Origin of the sequence: Neisseria sp. SLRRB23, assembly GCF_050896295.1 — a bacterium.
Taxonomy (GTDB): Bacteria; Pseudomonadota; Gammaproteobacteria; order Burkholderiales; family Neisseriaceae; genus Neisseria.
This window is the reverse complement of sequence record NZ_JBPBFH010000009.1, coordinates 25,974-49,246: the sequence shown is the minus strand read 5'-3', so window position 1 is coordinate 49,246 and position 23,273 is coordinate 25,974. Positions and strand designations below refer to the sequence as shown.

At 50.2% G+C, this 23,273-nt stretch carries 22 protein-coding genes, 1 pseudogene and 1 riboswitch; of the genes and pseudogenes, 16 read left to right on the top strand and 7 right to left on the bottom strand.

Annotated features, from left to right (window positions below; all coding sequences use genetic code 11):
- Positions 1-55: 55 nt before the first annotated feature.
- On the bottom strand, positions 56-1,156 hold the full coding sequence (gene gcvT / locus ACRPFF_RS03605) for a glycine cleavage system aminomethyltransferase GcvT (protein WP_432673808.1): 1,101 nt from the start codon (positions 1,154-1,156) through the stop codon (positions 56-58).
- Between the two features lie 207 nt (positions 1,157-1,363).
- Positions 1,364-1,460: riboswitch (glycine riboswitch) on the bottom strand.
- Between the two features lie 195 nt (positions 1,461-1,655).
- Between gcvT and ACRPFF_RS03600 the strand changes: the two genes are divergently transcribed.
- The 11 genes from ACRPFF_RS03600 (at position 1,656) to nqrM (ending at position 11,972) form a co-directional block, all read left to right on the top strand.
- Positions 1,656-2,132 carry an Lrp/AsnC family transcriptional regulator gene (locus tag ACRPFF_RS03600; protein ID WP_314170037.1) on the top strand — a complete coding sequence of 159 codons (477 nt, stop codon included), beginning with the start codon at positions 1,656-1,658 and terminating at the stop codon, positions 2,130-2,132.
- 101 nt (positions 2,133-2,233) lie between these two features.
- On the top strand, positions 2,234-2,593 hold the full coding sequence (locus ACRPFF_RS03595) for a YbaN family protein (RefSeq protein ID WP_411712482.1): 360 nt from the start codon (positions 2,234-2,236) through the stop codon (positions 2,591-2,593).
- Positions 2,594-2,950: 357 nt separating this feature from the next.
- Positions 2,951-4,372, top strand: coding sequence for a sodium:proton antiporter (locus ACRPFF_RS03590; protein ID WP_432673807.1), 1,422 nt, complete (start codon positions 2,951-2,953; stop codon positions 4,370-4,372).
- Positions 4,373-4,721: 349 nt separating this feature from the next.
- On the top strand, positions 4,722-6,065 hold the full coding sequence (locus tag ACRPFF_RS03585; protein ID WP_432673806.1) for a Na(+)-translocating NADH-quinone reductase subunit A: 1,344 nt from the start codon (positions 4,722-4,724) through the stop codon (positions 6,063-6,065).
- A gap of 2 nt (positions 6,066-6,067) precedes the next feature.
- On the top strand, positions 6,068-7,300 hold the full coding sequence (locus ACRPFF_RS03580; RefSeq protein WP_432673805.1) for an NADH:ubiquinone reductase (Na(+)-transporting) subunit B: 1,233 nt from the start codon (positions 6,068-6,070) through the stop codon (positions 7,298-7,300).
- Positions 7,293-8,069 carry a Na(+)-translocating NADH-quinone reductase subunit C gene (locus ACRPFF_RS03575; protein ID WP_003753877.1) on the top strand — a complete coding sequence of 259 codons (777 nt, stop codon included), beginning with the start codon at positions 7,293-7,295 and terminating at the stop codon, positions 8,067-8,069. The genes ACRPFF_RS03580 and ACRPFF_RS03575 overlap by 8 nt, the downstream gene beginning before the upstream one ends.
- The gene (locus tag ACRPFF_RS03570; RefSeq protein ID WP_432673804.1) at positions 8,069-8,695 is read left to right on the top strand and encodes an NADH:ubiquinone reductase (Na(+)-transporting) subunit D; all 627 of its coding nucleotides are present in this window, start codon (positions 8,069-8,071) and stop codon (positions 8,693-8,695) included. Before ACRPFF_RS03575 ends, ACRPFF_RS03570 begins: the two co-directional genes overlap by 1 nt.
- Before the next feature lie 3 nt (positions 8,696-8,698).
- A complete protein-coding gene (nqrE, locus tag ACRPFF_RS03565) occupies positions 8,699-9,292 on the top strand; it encodes an NADH:ubiquinone reductase (Na(+)-transporting) subunit E (RefSeq protein ID WP_002223986.1) in 594 nt (197 codons plus the stop codon).
- 13 nt (positions 9,293-9,305) lie between these two features.
- Positions 9,306-10,523, top strand: coding sequence for an NADH:ubiquinone reductase (Na(+)-transporting) subunit F (gene nqrF, locus ACRPFF_RS03560; protein ID WP_411712477.1), 1,218 nt, complete (start codon positions 9,306-9,308; stop codon positions 10,521-10,523).
- A gap of 152 nt (positions 10,524-10,675) precedes the next feature.
- On the top strand, positions 10,676-11,731 hold the full coding sequence (locus tag ACRPFF_RS03555; RefSeq protein ID WP_432673803.1) for an FAD:protein FMN transferase: 1,056 nt from the start codon (positions 10,676-10,678) through the stop codon (positions 11,729-11,731).
- A gap of 25 nt (positions 11,732-11,756) precedes the next feature.
- A complete protein-coding gene (gene nqrM / locus ACRPFF_RS03550; RefSeq protein WP_002231930.1) occupies positions 11,757-11,972 on the top strand; it encodes a (Na+)-NQR maturation NqrM in 216 nt (71 codons plus the stop codon).
- Between the two features lie 7 nt (positions 11,973-11,979).
- Here the strand turns inward: nqrM and ACRPFF_RS03545 are convergent.
- Both ACRPFF_RS03545 and grpE read right to left on the bottom strand, forming a co-directional pair.
- A pseudogene (locus tag ACRPFF_RS03545) lies at positions 11,980-12,090 on the bottom strand (IS5/IS1182 family transposase); the annotation flags it as partial.
- A gap of 110 nt (positions 12,091-12,200) precedes the next feature.
- Positions 12,201-12,788, bottom strand: a complete 588-nt coding sequence (gene grpE / locus ACRPFF_RS03540; protein WP_107862682.1) for a nucleotide exchange factor GrpE — start codon at positions 12,786-12,788, stop codon at positions 12,201-12,203.
- 183 nt (positions 12,789-12,971) lie between these two features.
- On the opposite strand from grpE, the gene cysE reads away from it, so the two are divergent.
- Complete coding sequence (cysE, locus tag ACRPFF_RS03535) at positions 12,972-13,790, top strand: serine O-acetyltransferase (protein WP_432673802.1); 819 nt, start codon at positions 12,972-12,974, stop codon at positions 13,788-13,790.
- Between the two features lie 45 nt (positions 13,791-13,835).
- On the opposite strand, the gene ubiB is transcribed toward cysE, so the two are convergent.
- The 4 genes from ubiB to ACRPFF_RS03515 all read right to left on the bottom strand — a co-directional run bounded on the left by ubiB (position 13,836) and on the right by ACRPFF_RS03515 (position 17,142).
- Positions 13,836-15,347: a ubiquinone biosynthesis regulatory protein kinase UbiB gene (gene ubiB, locus ACRPFF_RS03530; protein WP_432673801.1), complete on the bottom strand. Its 1,512-nt coding sequence runs from the start codon at positions 15,345-15,347 to the stop codon at positions 13,836-13,838.
- Between the two features lie 34 nt (positions 15,348-15,381).
- Positions 15,382-15,831 (bottom strand): peptidase, encoded by a 450-nt coding sequence (locus tag ACRPFF_RS03525; protein ID WP_304670645.1) that lies wholly within the window; start codon positions 15,829-15,831, stop codon positions 15,382-15,384.
- A 158-nt stretch (positions 15,832-15,989) separates the two neighbouring features.
- Entirely contained in the window at positions 15,990-16,328 is a 339-nt protein-coding gene (erpA, locus tag ACRPFF_RS03520) for an iron-sulfur cluster insertion protein ErpA (protein ID WP_002233615.1), read from the bottom strand.
- Between the two features lie 127 nt (positions 16,329-16,455).
- Positions 16,456-17,142 (bottom strand): S24 family peptidase, encoded by a 687-nt coding sequence (locus ACRPFF_RS03515; protein WP_432673800.1) that lies wholly within the window; start codon positions 17,140-17,142, stop codon positions 16,456-16,458.
- Between the two features lie 187 nt (positions 17,143-17,329).
- Between ACRPFF_RS03515 and ACRPFF_RS03510 the strand changes: the two genes are divergently transcribed.
- The 4 genes from ACRPFF_RS03510 (at position 17,330) to ACRPFF_RS03495 (ending at position 22,887) form a co-directional block, all read left to right on the top strand.
- Positions 17,330-17,602, top strand: a complete 273-nt coding sequence (locus ACRPFF_RS03510) for a hypothetical protein (RefSeq protein WP_250313613.1) — start codon at positions 17,330-17,332, stop codon at positions 17,600-17,602.
- A 178-nt stretch (positions 17,603-17,780) separates the two neighbouring features.
- Complete coding sequence (gene dnaK / locus ACRPFF_RS03505; RefSeq protein WP_432673799.1) at positions 17,781-19,709, top strand: molecular chaperone DnaK; 1,929 nt, start codon at positions 17,781-17,783, stop codon at positions 19,707-19,709.
- Between the two features lie 223 nt (positions 19,710-19,932).
- The gene (locus tag ACRPFF_RS03500; protein WP_432673798.1) at positions 19,933-21,852 is read left to right on the top strand and encodes a TonB-dependent receptor; all 1,920 of its coding nucleotides are present in this window, start codon (positions 19,933-19,935) and stop codon (positions 21,850-21,852) included.
- Positions 21,853-21,909: 57 nt separating this feature from the next.
- Complete coding sequence (locus ACRPFF_RS03495) at positions 21,910-22,887, top strand: ABC transporter substrate-binding protein (RefSeq protein WP_432673797.1); 978 nt, start codon at positions 21,910-21,912, stop codon at positions 22,885-22,887.
- Positions 22,888-23,273 lie beyond the last annotated feature (386 nt).

Sequence of the window (23,273 nt, the reverse complement as noted above, 5' to 3'; positions counted from 1 at the left end):
CCTAAAAACCTGCTTTCAGACGGCATATGAAATGAAAATGCCGTCTGAACCGATATTAATCAAACTGTTTTTGACCGTTGCGGACGAACGGCAGCTTCAGTACGCGCACGTCCGCTTCTTTGCCGCGAATCAGCACTTTGGCGGTATCGCCGTCAAAGTCTTTCGGTACGCGGGCGATGGCGATGGATTGTTTCAGGCTTGGAGAGAACACGCCGCTGGTGGTTTCGCCTTTGCCTTTGTCGGTCAACACTTCCATATGCGCGCGCAGGATGCCGCCTTTGTCGAGCAGCAAACCGACTTGTTTGACGGCAACGCCTTTTTCTTTCAATGCCAGCAAGGCGGCTTTACCGACAAAATCGCGGCTTTCGTCTTTCAAATCAACCGTCCAACCCATGCCTGCTTCGAGCGGGCTGGTGTCGTCGTCCATATCGTTGCCGTAGAGGTTCATACCGGCTTCCATGCGCAGGGTATCGCGCGCGCCGAGGCCGCAGGGTTGTACGCCTGCTGCTTGCAGGGCTTTGAAGAATGCGACGGCTTCGACGCCGGGCAGGATGACTTCGACGCCGTCTTCGCCGGTGTAGCCGGTGCGGGCGACAAACCAGTCGTTGCCCAAATCCGCGCCTTGGAACGGTTTGAGGTTGTGGACGACATCCGCCCATTCGGGTTTGACGGTCAGGAGTTTTTCGATGGCTTTAGGGCCTTGCACGGCAAGCATGCCGAGGTCGTAGCGCGGATTGAAGGCAACACCGAACTCTTGTCCGACTTTATGGAACTGGGCGGTGTCTTTTTCGCGGGTCGCGCCGTTGGACACGATGCGGTATTGGGTTTCAGCTTCATTGGTGCGGTAAACGATCAAGTCGTCAATCACGCCGCCGTTGTCGTTGAGCAGCGCGGAATAAAGGGCTTTGCCGACGAAGGCGAGTTTGGCAACGTCGTTGGCAATCAGTTTGCGGAAAAAGGCTTTGGCATTTGCGCCTGCTACGTCGGTAACAAGCATGTGTGATACGTCGAACATACCTGCATCGGTGCGCACGGCTTCGTGTTCGGCGATTTGCGAACCATAATGGATGGGCAGCTCCCAGCCGGCAAAATCTACCGGCTTCGCGCCTGCATCTTGATGGGCTTGATGAAATGGGGTGGTTTTCAGGGCAGTCATTCTCAAGTTTCTCCGGATTTTTTGTTCAGATGCCGCCCGCGCACCTGTGCGCGGAAGACCCTATCTGTCCTTGAACCTGAGATTTTCGGCCGTATCCGCTTGATGGCAAACCAGTCTGCTCACTGCTTTGCGCGGTTGTCTGAATGGTGGTTCAGACGGCCTTCTCCCCTTCGGTGGGTGCGATTGCACCACTCTCCAGATGTTTTATTTCAATGTGCAGTCCCTGTTGCCTGAGCGATTTAAGGGCATCTGCGCCTTCGGCGGCTACGCGTAATCGGGTGTAGCTCTCTCCTGCACATGGCGCGATTATGGCTTGAAAAGGCAGTTTGGGCAAGCCGTCTTGAACATATACAGGCCTGCTCCACGAGTTTTAAATCGACTACCTAAAAATGAAAACTAACTCTGATGACTACACAACTTTTTATATGTTAATATGCACCAAGCCTATATATACGGATTATCGCAACCTGCCCGAATGCCATCAGCGGAACACAAATTTATGACACAAATCACTTTAGACAAGACAGATATTAAAATCTTACAGGTCCTCCAGGAAAACGGTAGGCTGACCAATGTCGAATTATCCGAACGTGTCGCACTCTCACCCTCTCCCTGCTTACGCCGTCTGAAACAGTTGGAAGATGCCGGTATTGTCCGACAGTATGCCGCGCTGCTGTCTCCTGAATCTGTAAATTTGGGCCTTCAGGCATTTATCCGCGTTTCCATCAGCAAAGCAAAAGACGCACGGGAGGATTTCTCCGCCTCTGTTCAAAAATGGCCCGAAGTTTTAAGCTGTTTCGCACTAACCGGAGAGACCGACTACCTGCTTCAGGCATTTTTTACCGACATGGGCGCGTTCTCCCATTTCGTTCTTGACACACTTTTATCCCACCACGGCGTACAGGATGCCCAATCAAGTTTCGTTTTAAAAGAAATCAAACATACCACATCCCTACCACTCAACCATCTGTTGTAGGAATAAGACCTTTCTCCCCATTTTCCCTACCGACGCGGCGGATAGAAACGGGCGGGATTCTTACAATACCTGTTTGTCTCCGATAAAGACCGGATTGGAAAATGATACGTTATCTATTGATTATTTGCGGCTGCCTCTCCCTCCTCTTGGGGATTGCCGGTATTTTCCTACCTCTGTTGCCAACCACACCGTTCGTGCTGCTCTCCGCCGCCTGTTGGGCAAAGGCATCTCCGCGTTTTCACAGCTGGCTGCACCGACACCGCTATTTCGGCCCGATGGTTCATAACTGGGAACAAAACGGCGCAGTGCCGCGTAAAGCCAAGATTTTCGCCATCAGCATGATGACCGCATCATGTCTATTTATGTTCTGGCAGTTTCCCCAACGTTGGTGGGTAGGCGCAATTTCATCGGTTTTCTGTTCCTTTGTCGCCATATGGATGTGGCGCAGACCCGAATCTTAATGCCGTCTGAAAACCTTCCTCTAAATATGTTCCGACCGGAATACCTACCGCCCGCCTATAAAAAACGATTACCTACAAACATTTGTTAAGATAAATTTATTATAAGTTACCGATAGCCTATTATTTCAATACGGCAGGATGTTGTTTTACATTGATATTTTATCCTATTATTCTGCGCCCCCTCTTTACTTCCCCTTTCCATTCCCTGACGGATGCTTGGTATCTGTACGGCTTTTACATTACAATCAAACAGGCAATATAACAAACCACAGCGCAGTTCGCCCGTCTGAGGACGGTCCGGAATATTTATCACGGCAGATGGTTATCAAACCGAATGCCAAATAAAAAGGAAGCACCATGCGCCACCTGACACTGCTGACATTTTTTTCCCTACCTGCAATCAGCCTGGCTGCCGACCTGAACGGCTCCACACTCAATCTCTTATGGGGGCTGCCGTTTGCCATGATCCTGCTGTCTATTGCACTGGGTCCCCTGTTTTTTTCCCACATCTGGCATCACCATTTCGGCAAGATTACCGCATTTTGGACTTTGTCGTTCCTCATTCCCTTTTCACTGATTTTTGGAGCAGAAACCGGTATCCATACCGTCGCACACGCACTCGTTGAAGAATACATCCCCTTCATCCTGCTGCTGCTTGCCCTGTACACCATTTCAGGCGGCATTTTGGTTTGGGGCGACTTGAACGGCACACCCAAACTCAACACCGCCCTGCTTGCCGTCGGCACGGCACTGGCTTCAATTATGGGTACGACCGGCGCGGCAATGCTGATGATTCGTCCGCTGCTGAAAGCCAATCAAACCCGTGTCCACCGCGTGCACATCGTCATCTTCGTCATTTTCCTGGTTGCAAACATCGGCGGCGGCCTGACCCCTTTGGGCGACCCCCCACTCTTCCTCGGCTTCCTCAAAGGCGTAGATTTCATGTGGACGGTCAAACATATGTTCGCCCCTGTCCTGATCAGCACCGCTGTCCTGTTGACCGCCTTCTATTTCATCGACAACCGTTTCTTCAAACAGGAACGCATTGCACAAGATACGCTGGCACAACAGGAAAAACCCGAAAAAATCGCCATCTTCGGCAAATGGAACTTCCTCCTGCTTGCGGGCGTGGTTAGCGCGGTTCTGATGTCCGGCCTTTGGAAACCCGAACACTCGGGATTTGAAATCCTCGGCAGCCGTTACGCCCTGCAAAACCTCGTCCGCGATGTCATCCTGATTGCATTGACCGCTGTATCTATGGCAATCACGCCCAAACAAGTCCGCGCAGGCAACGAATTCAACTTTGAACCCATCGCCGAAGTGGGCAAACTCTTCCTCGGCATCTTCATCACCATCTTCCCCGTCCTGAGCATTCTGAAAGCAGGCGAGGCAGGCGCGCTGGGCGGGGTAGTATCGCTGGTTCACGATACGGCAGGTCATCCGATTAATACGATGTATTTCTGGATGAGCGGCATATTGTCGGCATTCTTGGATAACGCGCCCACTTATCTCGTGTTTTTCAATATGGCGGGCGGGGATGCCCAAGCCTTGATGACGGGGCCTCTGTTCCATACCCTGCTGGCGGTTTCTATGGGTTCGGTATTCATGGGCGCACTGACCTATATCGGCAACGCGCCGAACTTTATGGTCAAAGCCATTGCCGAACAGCGCGGCGTACCGATGCCGACTTTCTTCGGCTATATGATGTGGTCGGCGGGTTTTCTGATTCCCGTCTTCATCATCCACACCCTTGTCTTTTTCGTTTTCAAACTGCTGTAAACGCTATGCCGTCTGAACATTCAGACGGCATTTTAAATTCCGGCATAATCAAATCAATATTTTTCCCTTCCGACAATTATAGTGGATTAAATTTAAATCAGGACAAGGCGACGAAGCCGCAGACAGTACAAATAGTACGGCAAGGCGAGGGAAAGCCGTACTGGTTTTTGTTATTCCACTATAAAAACGGCTTCCGCAAGGAAAAAAGCAGCAAATCTGACAAACAGGTACAATTCCTGATAAAATCTAACACTTTGCTACATTAATTTATTCAATGCTTTTGATGCCACGCGACACAGTATCAAAAACACGCCGTTTTTACCTTAACCATCACAAGTAATGCAAATCTATGATTAAAATCAAAAAAGGTCTAAACCTGCCCATCGCGGGCAGACCGGAGCAAGTCATTTATGACGGGCCGGCCATTACCGAAGTCGCGTTGCTTGGCGAAGAATATGCCGGTATGCGTCCCTCGATGAAAGTCAAGGAAGGCGAAGCCGTCAAAAAAGGCCAAGTGCTGTTTGAAGACAAAAAGAATCCGGGCGTAGTATTTACTGCGCCGGCTTCAGGCAAAATCGCCGCTATTCACCGTGGCGAAAAGCGCGTACTTCAGTCAGTCGTGATTGCCGTTGAAGGCAACGACGAAATCGAGTTCGAACGCTACGTACCTGAAGCGCTGGCAAAATTGAGCGGCGAAGAAGTGCGCCGCAACCTGATTCAATCCGGTTTGTGGACCGCGCTGCGCACCCGTCCGTTCAGCAAAATCCCTGCTGTCGATGCCGAGCCGTTCGCCATCTTTGTCAATGCGATGGACACCAATCCGCTAGCGACAGACCCTGTGGTCGTGATTAAAGAAGCCGCCGAAGACTTCAAACGCGGTCTGTTGGTATTAAGCCGCCTGACCGAACATAAAATCCATGTGTGTAAAGCAGCAGGCGCAGATGTGCCGTCTGAAAACGCCGCCAACATCGAAACACATGAATTTGGCGGCCCGCATCCTGCCGGTTTGAGTGGCACGCACATTCATTTCATCGAGCCAGTCGGTGCGAACAAAACCGTTTGGACCATCAATTATCAAGATGTAATTGCCATTGGCCGTTTGTTTGCAACAGGCCGTCTGAACACCGAGCGCGTGATTGCCTTGGGTGGCTCTCAAGTCAACAAACCCCGCCTCTTGCGTACCGTTTTGGGTGCGAAGGTGTCGCAAATTACTGCGGGCGAATTGGTTGACGCAGACAACCGCGTGATTTCCGGCTCAGTATTGAACGGCGCGATTGCACAAGGCGCGCACGATTACCTCGGCCGCTACCACAATCAGATTTCCGTTATCGAAGAAGACCGCAGTAAAGAACTGTTCGGCTGGGTTGCGCCACAACCGGACAAATACTCGATTACGCGTACGACCCTCGGTCATTTCCTGAAAAACAAACTCTTCAAGTTCACGACAGCCGTCAACGGTGGCGACCGCGCCATGGTGCCGATTGGTACTTACGAGCGCGTAATGCCGTTGGACATCCTGCCTACCCTGCTTTTGCGCGATTTAATCGTCGGCGACACCGACAGCGCGCAGGCTTTGGGTTGCTTGGAATTGGACGAAGAAGACCTCGCTTTGTGCAGCTTCGTCTGCCCGGGCAAATACGAATACGGCCCGCTGTTGCGCAAGGTGCTGGAAACCATCGAGAAGGAAGGCTGATTATGGGCTTAAAACATTTTCTGGAAAAAATCGAACCGCACTTCCTGCCGGGCGGCAAACATGAAAAATGGTATGCCCTCTACGAAGCTGCGGCGACGATTTTCTATACATCCGGCGCGGTAACGCGCAAAGCGGCGCACGTCCGCGACGCGCTCGACTCCAAACGCATGATGATTTTGGTGTGGCTGGCTTTGTTCCCCGCCATGTTTTACGGCATGTACAACGTCGGCGCGCAGGCATTCGGTGCCTTAACGCCCGATTTGCTGCAACAAAGCATCGCCAACGACTGGCANTACGCCCTTGCCAACGCTTTGGGCATCAATATGTCGTCTGAAGCGGGCGTGTTGGGCAAAATGCTGTTCGGCGTGATTTACTTCCTGCCGATTTACGCGACCGTATTTATTGTCGGCGGTTTCTGGGAAGTTTTGTTCGCCACCGTGCGCAAACACGAAATCAATGAAGGTTTCTTTGTTACTTCGATTCTGTTTGCTTTGATCGTTCCGCCCACGCTGCCGCTGTGGCAGGCGGCTTTGGGTATTTCTTTCGGCGTTGTGGTTGCGAAAGAAGTATTCGGCGGTACGGGTAAAAACTTCATGAACCCTGCGCTGGCAGGCCGCGCCTTCCTGTTCTTCGCCTACCCCGCCAACTTGAGCGGCGATGCGGTTTGGACGGCGGTTGACGGCTATTCCGGCGCAACCGCGCTGGCGCAATGGGCGGCACACGGTGCAGACGGCCTGAAAAACGCCGTAACCGGTCAAACCATCACTTGGATGGACGCGTGTATCGGCAAACTGCCCGGCTCCATCGGCGAAGTCTCCACTTTGGCGCTCTTAATCGGCGGCGCGTTTATCGTGTTTGCCCGCATCGCTTCTTGGCGCATTATTGTCGGCGTGATGATCGGTATGATTGCGATGTCTTCGCTGTTCAACTTCATCGGTTCGGACACCAACGCTATGTTTGCTATGCCTTGGTACTGGCATTTGGTCGTCGGCGGCTTCGCCATCGGTATGCTGTTTATGGCAACCGACCCCGTTTCTGCTTCCTTTACCAATGTCGGCAAATGGTGGTACGGCGCGCTAATCGGTGTGATGTGCGTATTGATCCGTGTGGTCAATCCGGCTTACCCCGAAGGTATGATGTTGGCGATTCTGTTTGCCAACCTGTTTGCCCCGATTTTCGACTATTTCGTCGCACAAGCGAACATCAAACGCAGAAAGGCGCGCAGCAATGGCTAAGAAATTCGATAAAGACAGCTTCAGCGGCACGCTGATTGTGGTGTTGGCGGTCAGCCTGATTTGCTCGGTCATCGTGGCGGGTGCGGTCGTCGGCTTGAAACCCATCCAAGAAAAACAAAAACTCCAAGATAAACAAGGCTATATTTTGAGCGTGGCCGGTTTGATGGATAAAAACACCGACATCAGCAAAACCTTTGCCGAGCGTATCGAGCAACGCGTGGTCGATTTGGCGACCGGCGAATATGTGAAAGACGCGCCGAAAGACTTCAGCGCGCGCATCGCAGGCAAAGACCCCGCGCAAAGCATCCGCATCAAACCCGAAGACGATTTGGCAGGCATCAAAAGCCGTGCCAAATACACCGAGGTTTATTTGGTAAAAGGTGAAGACGGCAAAATCGGGCAAATCATCCTGCCTATGCACGGCAACGGTTTGTGGTCTGTTATGTACGGTTTTGTCGCCATCCAACCCGACGGCAACACCATCAACGGCATTACCTACTACGAGCAAGGCGAAACCCCGGGCTTGGGCGGCGAAATCGGCAATCCTTTGTGGCAGCAAAAATTCGTCGGCAAAAAACTGTTTGACGGACAAGGCAAACTCGCCCTGCACGTCGGCAAAGGCGCGGGTTCGGACAAAGAACACGGCGTAGATGCCCTCTCCGGCGCGTCGCTGACATCCAAAGGCGTGCAAGGTTCGTTCGCCTACTGGTTCGGCGAAAACGGCTATATCCCCTACCTGAACAAATTGAAATCAGCAGGAGCGCAATAATGGCTGATATGAAACGCTTGAAACACTTCATGTTTTCACCCTTTATCGACAACAACCCGATTGCCTTGCAGGTTTTGGGTATTTGTTCGGCTTTGGCGGTTACCACCAAACTTCAGACGGCCATCGTGATGGGTATTTCCGTCAGTTTGGTAACCGGTTTTTCCAGCTTCTTCATTTCGCTGGTACGCAACTACATCCCCAACAGCATCCGCATCATCGTGCAAATGGCGATTATCGCGTCGCTGGTTACGCTGGTCGACCAACTGCTTCAGGCATTTGCCTACGAATTGTCCAAGCAGCTTTCCGTATTCGTCGGCCTGATTATTACCAACTGTATCGTGATGGGCCGCGCCGAAGCATTTGCGATGAAAGAGCCGCCGCTGGAAAGCCTGATCGACGGCATCGGCAACGGCGCGGGCTACGGGATGATGCTGCTTGTCGTCGCCACTGTCCGCGAACTGATCGGCTCGGGCAAGCTCTTGGGCTACACCGTTTTCCAAACTGTGCAGGACGGCGGCTGGTATCAGACCAACGGCCTCTTCCTGCTCGCCCCCAGCGCGTTCTTCATTATCGGCTTTTTGATTTGGGGTCTGCGTACCTGGAAACCCGAACAGGCGGAGGAATAAGCTATGGAACACTATTTGAGCCTCTTTATCAAATCCGTCTTCATTGAAAATATGGCGCTATCCTTCTTTTTGGGTATGTGTACGTTTTTGGCGGTATCCAAAAAAGTATCCACCGCATTCGGTTTGGGTGTGGCGGTAATTTTCGTACTCGGGCTGTCCGTCCCCGCCAACCAATTGGTTTACTCGCTGCTCAAAGACGGCGCGATTGTCGAAGGCGTGGATTTGACCTTTTTGAAATTCATTACCTTCATCGGCGTGATTGCCGCTTTGGTGCAGATTTTGGAAATGTTCTTGGACAAATTCGTCCCCGCTCTCTATAACGCGCTGGGCATCTACCTGCCGCTGATTACCGTAAACTGCGCGATTTTCGGTGCCGTATCCTTTATGGCGCAACGCGAATACAACTTCGGCGAATCCGTTGTGTACGGCTTCGGCGCGGGTTTGGGCTGGATGTTGGCGATTGTCGCTTTGGCGGGCATTACCGAAAAAATGAAATATTCGGACGCTCCCAAAGGCCTCAAAGGCTTGGGCATTACCTTTATCGCCGCCGGCCTGATGGCGATGGCATTTATGTCGTTCTCCGGCATCCAGTTATAAGAAAGGGAACGGTATGGAGATTATTTTAGGTATTGTGATGTTTACCGTCATCGTCTTAGCTTTGGCACTGATGATTCTGTTTGCCAAATCCAAGTTGGTCAGCGAAGGCGACATCACCATCAAAATCAATGATGAAAAAGAACTGACGATGCCCGCCGGCGGCAAACTCTTGGGCGCGCTTGCCAGCCAAGGTATCTTCGTTCCTTCCGCCTGCGGTGGCGGCGGCTCNTGCGGACAATGCCGCGTTGTCGTGAAAAGCGGCGGCGGCGACATTCTGCCGACCGAGTTGTCCCACATCAGCAAACGCGAAGCACGCGAAGGCTGCCGTTTGTCTTGTCAGGTCAACGTCAAAACCGACATGGACATCGAAGTACCGGAAGAAGTGTTCGGCGTGAAAAAATGGGAATGCACCGTCATTTCCAACGACAACAAAGCGACGTTCATTAAAGAACTCAAGCTGGCCATTCCCGAAGGCGAAGAAGTTCCTTTCCGCGCCGGCGGCTACATTCAAATTGAAGCTCCGCCTCACACTGTTGCCTACAAAGACTTCGACATTCCTAAGGAATATCACGAAGACTGGGACAAATACAATCTGTGGCAATACGTTTCCAAAGTGGACGAGCCGATTTTGCGCGCTTACTCCATGGCTTCGTATCCTGAGGAAAAAGGCATCATTATGCTGAACGTGCGTATCGCTACACCGCCTCCGCGCGTACCCGATGCGCCTCCGGGACAAATGTCGTCTTACATCTGGTCGCTCAAACCCGGCGATAAAGTAACCATCTCCGGCCCGTTCGGCGAATTCTTCGCTAAAGACACCGATGCCGAAATGGTATTCATCGGCGGCGGTGCAGGTATGGCTCCGATGCGTTCCCATATTTTCGACCAGTTGAAACGTTTGAACTCCAAACGCAAAATCACCTTCTGGTACGGCGCACGTTCCAAACGCGAGATGTTCTATGTCGAAGACTTCGACCAACTCGCGGCAGAATTCCCGAACTTCACATGGCACGTCGCCCTGTCCGACCCGCTGCCGGAAGACAACTGGGACGGCTACACGGGCTTCATCCACAACGTGGTTTACGAAAACCATCTGAAAAACCACGAAGCACCGGAAGACTGCGAATTCTATATGTGCGGTCCTCCGATTATGAACCAGTCCGTCATCAAAATGCTCAAAGACTTGGGTGTGGAAGACGAAAACATCCTCTTGGACGATTTCGGCGGTTGAGTATTCGGCTTCAAATACAAAAGGAAGAAACCTCGGTTTCTTCCTTTTTCTATGCTAATGCCGTCTGAACACCCTTCAGACGGCATTAGCATAAAAACATATCGGCCGTTTTGCGATATAATTCAAGCCATTTGCTAAGACNATCAAACACTATGCCGTCTGAAACACGCCTGCCGAACTTTATCCGCGCCTTGATATTTGCCCTGAGTTTTATCTTCCTAAACGCCTGTTCGGAACAAACCGCGCAAACCGTTACCCTGCAAGGCGAGACCATGGGCACGACCTATACCGTCAAATATCTTTCAGACGGCCACGATAAACTCCCCTCCCCTGCCGAAATACAAAAGCGCATCGATGACGCGCTTAAAGAAGTCAACCGGCAGATGTCCACCTATCAGCCCGACTCTGAAATCAGCCGGTTCAACCAAACCACAGCCGGCAAACCCCTCCGCATTTCAAGTGACTTCGCATACGTTACCGCCGAAGCCGTCCGCCTGAACCGCCTGACGCACGGCGCACTGGACGTAACCGTCGGCCCTTTGGTCAACCTTTGGGGATTCGGTCCCGACAAATCCGTTACCCGGGAACCGACACCGGAACAAATCAAACAGGCGGCATCTTATACGGGCATAGACAAAATTATTTTGCAACAAGACAAAGATTACGCCTCCTTAAGCAAAACCCACCCCAAGGCCTATTTGGATTTATCTTCGATTGCCAAAGGCTTCGGCGTTGATAAAGTTGCGGGCGAACTGGAAAAATACGGCATTCAAAATTATCTGGTCGAAATCGGCGGCGAGTTGCACGGCAAAGGCAAAAACGCGCGCGGCGAACCGTGGCGCATCGGTATCGAGCAACCCAATATCGTCCAAGGCGGCAATACGCAGATTATCGTCCCGCTGAACAACCGTTCGCTTGCCACTTCCGGCGATTACCGTATTTTCCACGTCGATAAAAACGGCAAACGCCTCTCCCACATCATCAATCCCAACAACAAACGCCCCATCAGCCACAACCTCGCCTCCATCAGCGTGGTCTCAGACAGTGCAATGACGGCGGACGGCTTGTCCACAGGATTATTTGTTTTAGGCGAAACCGAAGCCCTGAAGCTGGCAGAACGCGAAAAACTCGCCATTTTCCTGATTGTCCGGGATACGGGCGGTTACCGCACCGCCATGTCTTCCGAATTTGAAAAACTGCTCCGCTAAACATACAAACCGATTAGGAAACACCATGAAAACCCTGCTCCTTACCTTCGGCATCTTCCTGCTGGTCATCATCGGCATGGCAGTCGGCTATATCTTCTCCAAACGCACCATCAAGGGAAGCTGCGGCGGCATTACCGCTTTGGGTATGAAAAAAATGTGCGACTGCGACACACCTTGCGACACCCTGCAAAAAAAGCTGGATGAAGAAAAACAGGCAGGCGGCATACGGGTTGACCGTTAACGCCGGAATATAGTGGATTAAATTTAAACCAGTACAGCGTTGCCTCGCCTTGCCGTACTATTTGTACTGTCTGCGGCTTCGTCGCCTTGTCCTGATTTAAATTTAATCCACTATAAAATGCCGTCTGAAGCCCGACAGGCGGGTTCAGACGGCATTGCCGTTTTATTAAAGGCGGCCCATACGCAAAACGCGCTTCAGGAAATAAATCAGATTATTCCCTAGGCGCCTTCAGGCTTCCTTCTGTGCCACCGTAACCATTGCAGGACGCAACACACGGTCGGACAGGGTATAGCCCTTCTTCATCACACCAACTACGGTATTGGGTTCCTGTTCGCTGGCCACCGCCTGCATTGCCTGATGAATATTGGGATCAAGCTTATCGCCCGCTTTAGGATTAATTTCCTTGATTTGCGTGGCATCAAATGCTTTCTGCAGCTCGTTCAAAGTCATCTGCACGCCCATTTTCAACGCATCAAAATTGCCGCTTTGATCCAAAAGTGCCATTTCCAGATAATCCTTAACTGGCAACATTTCTACTGCAAACTTCTGTCCGGCGAACTTATGCGTATCGGCAATTTCCTGCTGATGGCGTCGGCGTAGGTTTTGCTCGTTTGCCAAAGCACGCAGCTGCTCGTCTTTCAACTGCGCTTCCAGCTCGGCAATACGAGCCTGCAAATCCTCATAAGTCGGCTCGGCAGAGACCGGCTCCTGCTCCCCTGCACCGTTTTCTGCTGTTTCGGCAGCCTCTGCGGTTTCAACTGTTTCCACATTTTCAACCGACTCTTCACTATTTTGCTGCTGCGTCTGTTCGCTCATATCGTATCCCTTAAAACAAATTGAAAATCAAAATCTGGTTATACCTGGCGTAAGATAAGGACGTTGCCAAGAAACTTCAAGCAAAAGCAGAGAATTTCAAATTCATTTTCAAATCCCCTACCGAAAAAATAATATAGACGGTAAGATACTGCCGACCATATCGATTTTCAAACGTCATCACTCATGAAAAAAGACCATTTAAACACAGCCGGTTTCAACTTGTGGCAAACCATACGGGAGGAAACCGAAGCGGCAGCCGCAGCCGAACCCATGCTGGCCAGCTTCCTGCATCAAACTGTTTTACGGCACGAATCTCTAGACTCCGTCCTTTCCTACCACCTGTCCAGCAAACTCGGCAGCCCGATTATGGACGTGCGCGCCCTGTTTGAAATTTACCAGCAGGCATTGGGCAGCGATGAGCAAATCAGCAAATGCGTCGAGGCAGACTTGAAGGCCATTTACGAGCGTGACCCGGCATGCGACGAATACACGCTTCCGCTTCTATATTTCAAAGGTTTCCACGCCATTCAGGCACACCGCATCAACCACTGGCTATACTTAAACGGACGTAAAACGCTGGCCTATTTCCTGCAAAACCGGATGTCTGAAGTATTCGGGGTGGACATCCATCCCGCCGCACATTTCGGACATGGACTGATGCTTGACCACGCCACCGGCTTTGTTGCCGGCGAGACTGCCGTTTTAGGCAACAACATTTCGATTCTACACGGCGTAACCTTAGGCGGTTCAGGCAAAGAAGGCGGCGACCGCCACCCTAAAATCGGCAACGGCGTGATGATTGGGGCAAACGCCTCGATATTGGGCAATATCCGTATCGGAGACAATGCCAAAATCGGGGCCGGCAGCGTTGTGGTTTCAGACGTTCCGCCGTCCATCACTGTTGTCGGCGTACCCGCCAAACCCGTGGCACGCGCACCCAAAACACCGTCGGCCGATTTGGATCAAAATATCCAGTTTGCCGAAATCGACTTTATCATCTGAACACCCGTAAAAATGCCGTCTGAAATTTATTTCAGACGGCATTTCTTATTTCAAAAGCAAGATTAGCAGTAAAACAAACGCTATTGCCCCCAGCCACAGGCTTTGCCGCTGCTGCACTTTGACCAAATGGATATAGGCATCACGCATTTCCTGCTGGCGGTTTTCATCAATCAACGCACTGATTTTGCGCGGCAATGAAGGAATGATTTGCGCCCAGTCGGGGGCTTCGTTTTTGAGGTTGCGCCAAAGGGCTTTAGGGCCGACCTGCCCGTTCATCCATTTCACCAAAAACGGTTTGGCGGTTTTCCACAAGTCCAAATCGGGATCAAGCTGCCGTCCCAAGCCTTCGATGTTGAGCAGCGTTTTTTGCAGCAATACCAGCTGCGGCTGGATTTCGACATTGAAGCGGCGGCTGACTTCAAACAGGCGCATCAACACCAAGCCGAAGGAAATTTGCGAAATCGGTTTGTTGAACACCGGCTCGCACACGGCGCGAACCGCGGCTTCCAATTCTTCCGCGCGCGTGTCTGCGGGCACCCAACCCGATTCGATGTGGGCAGTGGCGACGCGGTGGTAATCGCGGTTGAAGAAGGCGAGAAAGTTGATGGCGAGGTAGCGTTTGTCGTAATCGGTCAGCGTGCCGACAATGCCGAAATCGAGGGCTATGTAGCGGTTGTCGGCGGCGACCAGAATGTTGCCGGGGTGCATATCCGCATGGAAAAAACCGTCGCGGAAGACTTGCGTGAAGAAGATTTCTACGCCGTAATCGGCGAGTTTGTGCAAATCGATGCCGTCTGATTTGAGTTTGGCGATATTGGATACCGGCGTACCGTCCATCCATTCGATGGTCAACACGTCGCTGGTGCAGTAGTCGTAAAACACCTTAGGCACAATCAGCATATTGCTGTTTTGAAAATTACGCCCGAGCTGGCTGGCATTGGCGGCTTCGCGCATCAAATCCAACTCGTCGTGCAGGTATTTATCGAACTCCGCCACCACTTCGCGCGGCTTCAGACGCTTGCCGTCTGAAAACAAACGCTCGACCCAGCCTGCACCAAAGCGCATCAGCGACAAATCCTGCTCGATAACGGGCAAAAGGTTGGGGCGCAAGACTTTCACTGCGACCTGTTCGCCCGAATGCAGGCGGGCTTTGTGTACCTGGGCGATGGACGCGCTGGCGACGGGCTCGGTTTCAAATTCCGCGTACAGCGTTTCGATCGATTGCCCCAGCGATTTTTCGATTTGCTCCCGCGAAAGCTGCGCGTCAAAAGGCGGCACTTTGTCCTGCAGCTTTGCCAGTTCGACGGCGTAATCATGCGGAATCAAATCGGGGCGTGTGGACAAAACCTGCCCGAACTTGATGAAAATCGGCCCCAGGCTTTCCAACGCAAGGCGAAGTCGGACGGGCGGCGGTTCATTTTTAAATCTGGAAGATTGCGGCATCATTTTCAGCAAACCGTATATCCAGCCGCGCCGAACCAATCCAGCACACAATCCCGCCAATCGGTAGTAATAAAGAGTCCCGACAATGACCGTCAGGCGTTTCAACCATTTCATATATAAAATCCCGAATACAGCATTTATCGGACAATCAAAAAATCTTACCAATGAGATAGCCCAAAAAAGCAACCAACAATGCCCAAAACAGCAACCTAGTATTCTGAGATAGAGGCTCGGACTTTGACGATACGGTTTTATCCTTTTCTTTTACATCCGTCTCCAAATCCTCAAACGGCAGTTCCACCACCTCATCTTCCGTTTCCGACTGTTCAATTGTTTCCAACTCCATATATCTTCGGGTAACAATATCCAAACCCAAATAGCCGAAATAATCATACAGCTCACCCCGCTTTTCCCATGTGCATTTCTCCTCAACCAACACCTGTGGTTTAGAAGCAAGCGAATCGATGATTTTCTCTGCCAGCTCCTCATCCAAATTTTCCCGAAGACAGGCTTGAATCCTCTCCTGATCAACTCCAGGCGGATAGGAAACATATATATCGTACAAATCGTTTTGGTAATTTTTACTCATCTCAATCATAATGGAACCAATATATTCAATACTGCTCCGACAATTCCTTATAAAAATCAGATTATTCTTTAAAAATCGAATTATATGCGAATTTATCCCGGGAATATATTTTCCCAAAAATAAAAATGCCGTCTGAACAATCAGACGGCATGGCACCGACCGGTCGGTTATACAGAAAACGACGATCCGCAACCACAAGTGGTTTCCGCATTCGGATTACGGATAACAAACTGCGAGCCTTGCAAACTTTCCGTATAGTCTATCTCCGCACCGACCAGATATTGATAACTCATCGGATCGACCAAAAAGACCAAACCGTTTTTCTCAATTTCAAAATCATCATCGTTTTTAATTTCATCAAAAGTAAATCCATACTGGAAACCAGAGCAGCCGCCGCCGTTGACAAAAACCCGCAATTTCAAATCAGGGTTATTTTCTTCGGCAATCAAATCCGCAACTTTTGTACAGCAGCTGTCAGTAAAGATAATAGGGCTTTCGTCCGACATGGTGTTATTCCTTAATATAATATTTTGCATTCTCTCTCAAACCCCTTGCAAAGGCAAGCAAGGACTTTTCCTTAAAAAGGAATCGCCCCATAAATAAGTTTAATCCCCTTCAATTTCAAGTCCCAACTCAAATCATCCTGCCGAACCACTCCACACGCCCGATAATTTCCACATCATCGGTCAGATTATTCAAATTAATTTCAAAAGCAGGATAAGCCTCATTGGCAGAAATGACGTTGATTATCCCGCCGGGAACAATTTGCAGACGTTTGACCAGCAAGTTTTCATTAATCCGCAACACGTACAAGCCATCCTTTGGCGTATTTTCCCCATGGTTGACCAGAATGGTATCTCCATCATTTAAAACCCCCTCCATAGAATCTCCCTTAACAGAAATCACAGATAGGTTTTTCGTATCACGGGTAACATAATTTTCAATCCAATGCCGTCTGAAAGCCATCGTAAATACAGGTTCTTCATGACCGACAAATTGTCCATACCCTGCAGCCGCACGGATATCATATCTTGGCACAAAAACAAATTCGTCTGTATTGACCTCATTGCCAAAAGTATCATAGGCAACAGACTTTACCTGATTCCCCCCGGGAAATGGCTCACCCTCACCGGTCAACAACCAATCAATACTACAACCCTTCAATTGTTTGATTTTCTTTAATGTTTCAGACTTCGGCAAACCGCCTTCATTCCATATCCTACTAAAACCCGCAATCGTCATCTCAATATCAGATGCAATTTTCGCCTGCCTCGCTTCATTTTTCCATAGAAAAATCAATCTATCTTTAAAGGTTTCCATAAATATCTTTCCCTTTCCCTAAATTCCATCATGCAAAGTAAACATAAAATATATTTTACCTTAGTTATACAAAAAATAAAATAAATATGATAAACTAAATTTAAACTATGATTTATCTTATACAAATGCCAAATATTAAGATTTTTCATCAATCAACCACCAATTTAACAGGTAAAAGGACATAAATATGAAAAAATCCGGTAAATATTTCCTCTATACAACAGCATTTATCTTATCCTGCTTTGCTTTTTCAGAAAGCCATTCGGAAGCCAAACAGCCGGAAACTACTTTATCCTCCTCACTATGCGAACAACTCAGCATACTGAATGCAAAAAATATGGATTCAAAGCAAATTTCATTATCCAAGGAATGCGACATCATCGAATCCTCGCATGACTGGGAAAAGGAATACGGAAACTTAAATGAGCAAGAAATGCTCGCCGGTATTATCTATGAATAAGTTTATTAATAATCTGAATATTAGATTCAAATATAAATCCAATATTTTCATATATTTATATGTTTACACCTGTATAAGAACTTGAAACCGTCCCACTCCCGCCCTATTTAATGCGCATCGGGACACAACGTTCCAGCATATTTCTTAGAATAAGCAAAATCAAATTAGGAGTATCCATATGGCAAAAGTAATCGGTATCGACTTAGGTACAACCAACTCTTGTTTGGCCATCTCTGAAAACGGTCAAACCAAAGTTATCGAAAACGCAGAAGGTGCACGCACCACACCATCCGTTATCGCTTATCTGGACGGTGGCGAAATCCTCGTCGGCGCACCGGCAAAACGCCAAGCTGTAACCAACGCTAAAAACACTATTTACGCCGCCAAACGTTTGATTGGCCACAAATTTGAAGACAAAGAAGTCCAACGCGACATCGAATCCATGCCTTTCGAAATCATCAAATCCAACAACGGCGATGCATGGGTGAAAGCGCAAGGCAAAGAGCTGTCTCCTCCTCAAATTTCCGCAGAAGTTTTACGTAAAATGAAAGAAGCCGCCGAAGCTTACTTGGGTGAAAAAGTAACCGAAGCCGTGATTACCGTTCCGGCCTACTTCAACGACAGCCAACGCCAAGCCACCAAAGACGCAGGCCGTATCGCCGGTTTGGACGTAAAACGCATCATCAACGAGCCGACTGCAGCTGCTTTGGCATTCGGTATGGACAAAGGCGACAACAAAGACCGCAAAGTAGCCGTATATGACTTGGGCGGCGGCACCTTCGATATTTCCATCATCGAAATCGCCAACCTCGACGGCGACAAACAATTCGAAGTATTGGCAACCAACGGCGATACCTTCTTGGGCGGCGAAGACTTCGACCAACGCCTCATCGACCACATCATCGCCGAGTTTAAAAAAGAACAAGGCATTGATTTGAAACAAGACGTAATGGCTCTGCAACGTCTGAAAGAAGCTGCCGAAAAAGCCAAAATCGAATTGTCCAGCGGCCAGCAAACCGAAATCAACCTACCGTACATCACCATGGACGCAACCGGCCCGAAACACTTGGCCATGAAAATTACCCGCGCCAAATTCGAGAGCCTGGTTGAAGACTTGATTGCCCGCTCTATCGAGCCTTGCCGCACCGCATTGAAAGATGCAGGCTTGAGCACCAGCGACATCGACGACGTGATTTTGGTCGGCGGTCAGTCCCGTATGCCGAAAGTACAAGAAGCCGTTAAAGATTTCTTCGGCAAAGAACCGCGCAAAGACGTGAACCCTGACGAAGCCGTTGCCGTAGGCGCAGCGATCCAAGGCGAAGTATTGAGCGGCGGCCGCAGCGACGTATTGCTACTGGACGTAACTCCTCTGTCTTTGGGTATCGAAACCATGGGCGGCGTGATGACCAAACTGATTCAGAAGAACACCACCATCCCGACCAAAGCGTCGCAAGTGTTCTCTACCGCCGAAGACAACCAAAGCGCAGTAACCATCCATGTGCTGCAAGGCGAACGCGAACGCGCTTCTGCCAACAAATCTTTGGGTCAGTTCAACTTGGGCGACATCGCACCCGCACCTCGCGGTGTGCCGCAAATCGAAGTCACCTTCGACATCGACGCCAACGGTATCCTGCACGTTTCTGCCAAAGACAAAGGCACAGGCAAAGCAGCCAACATCACCATCCAAGGTTCTTCAGGTTTGAGCGAAGAAGAAATCGAACGCATGGTGAAAGATGCCGAAGCCAATGCTGAGGAAGATAAAAAGCTGACTGAATTGGTCGCTTCCCGCAACCAAGCCGAAGCCCTGATTCACTCCGTGAAAAAATCTTTGGCCGACTACGGCGACAAACTCGATGCAGCCGAGAAAGAAAAAATCGAAGCCGCGTTGAAAGAAGCTGAAGAAGCAGTTAAAGGCGACGACAAAGCCGCCATCGATGCCAAAGCCGAAGCTTTGGGTGCAGCCAGCCAAAAACTGGGCGAAATGGTTTACGCTCAAGCGCAAGCCGAAGCCCAAGCAGGTGAAAGTGCGCAAACCAATGCTTCTGCAAAGAAAGACGATGACGTGGTCGATGCAGACTTTACCGAAGTTAAAGACGACAAAAAATAATTGATGCCGTCTGAAAAAACGCGAACCATTCGGTTCGCGTTTTTTTCAATTGCGACAAAAGACCATAGCATGACAGAGATTCCAAATTCATCTACCGTAATATTCCCAAGCCCAAGTTCCAACTGTTGTATCGGTTATCTGAAAATTTTTTATATCATTTTCTTATTTACTTAAATTTTTTTTAATAGGATAATAAATAATAATTATTATCATGAGCTAGAAAATGAAACTAAATANTCTCACATGGGCTTTGATGACCGTTTTTTCCGTTGCTCCATCTTGGGCAGAACAACTGGCAAATACTGAAGAAATACAATCCGTCAAAACCTTCTCCCCGCCCAAACCGATTGCACCGACCGCAGCGCAAGGCTATTTCCCCGAAAACCAATTCGACCGCACCGACCGCAGCGATCATTACTTTGTTACTGAAAACATAGACCAAGCCTTCCGTCCGCTGAAGGCAAACAGCGGCTTTTACGGCAAAAGCTTTTACAACTCCGTTACCGCGCAAGCACGCGGGGCGAAGGTATACGGCGTAGCCAACCTCAATCACACCAAGGCAAACGGCTATAAAGACGGCGGCGGGCGCGATACCGATTGGAAATACAGCCGTTTCAATCAGGCTTTGGTACTTGGTTTCGTGCCGTCTGAAAATCAGGAATACCGCCTTACCTACCTGCACGACGACATCAACAACGACCGCCAGCCACAGTTCGTCAACGACGCATTGGACACCGAACGCCACATCTCCAAACTCAACGCACGTTGGGGCAATGCCGATTTAAGCAATACAGTCAGCGCGGAAGCAGGCATCATCAAACTCAAACGCCGCGCCGACAATTACTCCCTGCGTCAAAACAATACGCCGCAGCAAGTGTTCGTAGAGCTTGACCGCAAAGTGTATGATTTCTCGCTCAAACACGACGCAGATTTCGGCAAGTTCCACAACACGGCCGCAGCCAGCTACCGCAACGACAGCCAAAACGGCGAGCGCAACACCCACACCGCCATGCGCGACTTCCTCAACGGCTACCGTTTCGCCGATGTGCACATCGACCGCTGGCGCATTGCCGATACCTTATCTTACAAGTTTGACGACCGACACAAACTGAGCTTGGGTTTAAGCTACGAGCTCAACGAAGCGGACATTCGCAAAAATACAGTGCAGCCCGCCCATCCGATGAACCGCAATCTCGCCTTCGCCTCAGCGCAGCAAATCTGGAAAACCCATTACGGCTACGACTTCAACGGCAAAGTGCGCCGTCATGCCTTCTCAGGCGAACTCAAATACGATTTCACGCCGTCTGAAACGCAAAAATACAGCGTTTCCCTTGCTCACTTAGAACGCATTGGCGACAACACCGAACGCTTCAACTCACTTGCCGCCATCGTACAAAACCGCATGAACGGCGCGCTCATGAACCAAAATCCAGCCGCCGCCATCGCAGGCAATCCCCTGCTGAAAACCGAAAAACATAACCGCATCAAGCTCACCGCCGACAGCAGCAACGACTACTACAACGGCTATATGAACTCGCTCGCAGGCGCGGGCTGGAACGTAGGTGGCACGCTTGTGGCAGACAAAGTCAAAGACCTGATTATTTTTGACCGCGCACGCGGACAACGCGGTATTTCANCCAACGGCAGCGGCATCATCACACGCAACGTGGACGCACGATTGTTTACCGCGCAGGCCTACGCGCGTTACAACTTCAATCCGCATTGGGCGGCAGGCATCAAAGCCNCCTACAACTACGGGCACAACGAAACCGACGGCAGGCCGCTCTATCAAATCCGTCCGTTTGAAGCCGCCGTCCAAGCCGACTACAAAAACTACTTTGCCCACGGCAGCTACAACATCGGCGCGGCAACACGCTTTGTCGCCAAACAAACGCGCGGTGATTTTGATATGGCAAGCGGTCTGGGCATAGATAAACGCGAAGCCGCCAAAGGCTTTACCGTTGCCGACGTGTATGCCGGCATGAACATCAAAGACAAATACGGCTTGCGCTTGGGTGTGAACAACGTGTTCAACAAAAAATACGCCGAACACATCAGCGGCGACCACGTTCTCGCCCTATCCCCCAGCGTAGTGTATGCACCGGGCAGGACATATTGGTTGAGTTTGCATGCGGCATTTTAAAACCATGCCGTCTGAAAAAATGCCTACACTGGCTTATTAAGAATTAGGAGATAAAAAATGGATATGAAAAGACGCGATTTCTTAAAAATGACCGCCGCGCTGGCAGCCGCAGGCGTTTCGCCTTCATTGTTGGCTGCCGGTAAAGAACAATTTACCGTGTACGGCGCACCGGCAATGCCCAGCGTAACCATTGCCGTAGCGGCTTTGCAGGGCAAGCTGGCAAAGCAGGCGGACGTGTCGCTGAAAATCTGGCGTTCGCCCGACCAACTGCGCGCGGGCGTGGCGAGCGGACAATTTAAAGTAATGATGAGCCCGAGCAATGTCGGCGTGAACCTGCGCAACCAAGGGCAGAAAGTCGGCATGGTCAATATTTTGACCAACGGCATCACGCAGCTGATGTGCAAAGGCAGCGCGATTACCTCGCCGCAGGATTTGGTCGGCAAAAAAATCCTCGTACCGTTTAAAAACGATATGCCCGACATCGTGCTGCAAGCCTTGTTGAAAAAACTGAAAATCGACGCACACAAAGTCAGCATTACCTACGCTGCCACACCGCCCGAAGCAGTCGGACTATTTCCAAGTAAAGGTTACCATGCCGTCATCCTGCCCGAACCGATGGCAACCGCCAGCCTACTGAAAGGCAAAACCATAGGTATAAACGTCGTGCACGGTTTTGATTTGGTAAAAGCATGGGGGCAGGCGTTTGACACCAAACCGCTGATTCCGATGGCGGGCATCATCGCCAACGAAGAATATTTCCACGCACACAAAGCACAGTTCGACCTCTTCCATCAGGATTTGAAAAACGCGCTCAACTGGATACTGACCAACCGCCAAAGCGCGGCGAAAATCGGCAAAAACTACCTCCCCGCCCCCGAACCCGCCCTAGTCATGGGCTTGGACGGCGCGCGGCTAACGGTAACCAAAGGCAGCGAAGTGAAGGACGAGATTTTGAAGTTTTACGAAATCCTGATGCAGTTCAACCTGAAACTCTTGGGCGGCAAACTGCCGGATAACTGGTTCTTCTTGGCTTAAAGGGAAAGAGGTTATCTGATAAAGGGCATGGTAGTTATGAATACCTGATTTATCATTTTTCAGACGGCCTGTCAGGACATTATCAGAGCAGCGTAGGTCAGATTCTTGAATCCGACATTTCAGCTAAAAGGGTTGTCGGATACGAGTATCCGACCTACTCTTTTCAGACGGCCTATCAGATAATAGTTAGAACAGTACACAAAAAGCCGTCATTCCCGCGCAGGCGGGAATCCAGTCTCTGATATTGCAGGAATGTTTTAAAATTGCAGCAACGTTAAACCTCTGGATTCCCGCCTGCGCGGGAATGACGGCGGGTGGGTTTCTATTTGCACCAAGAGCTTTATTTGAAAAAATAACGGATAAACCATCCGTAAGGACGCGTCGTG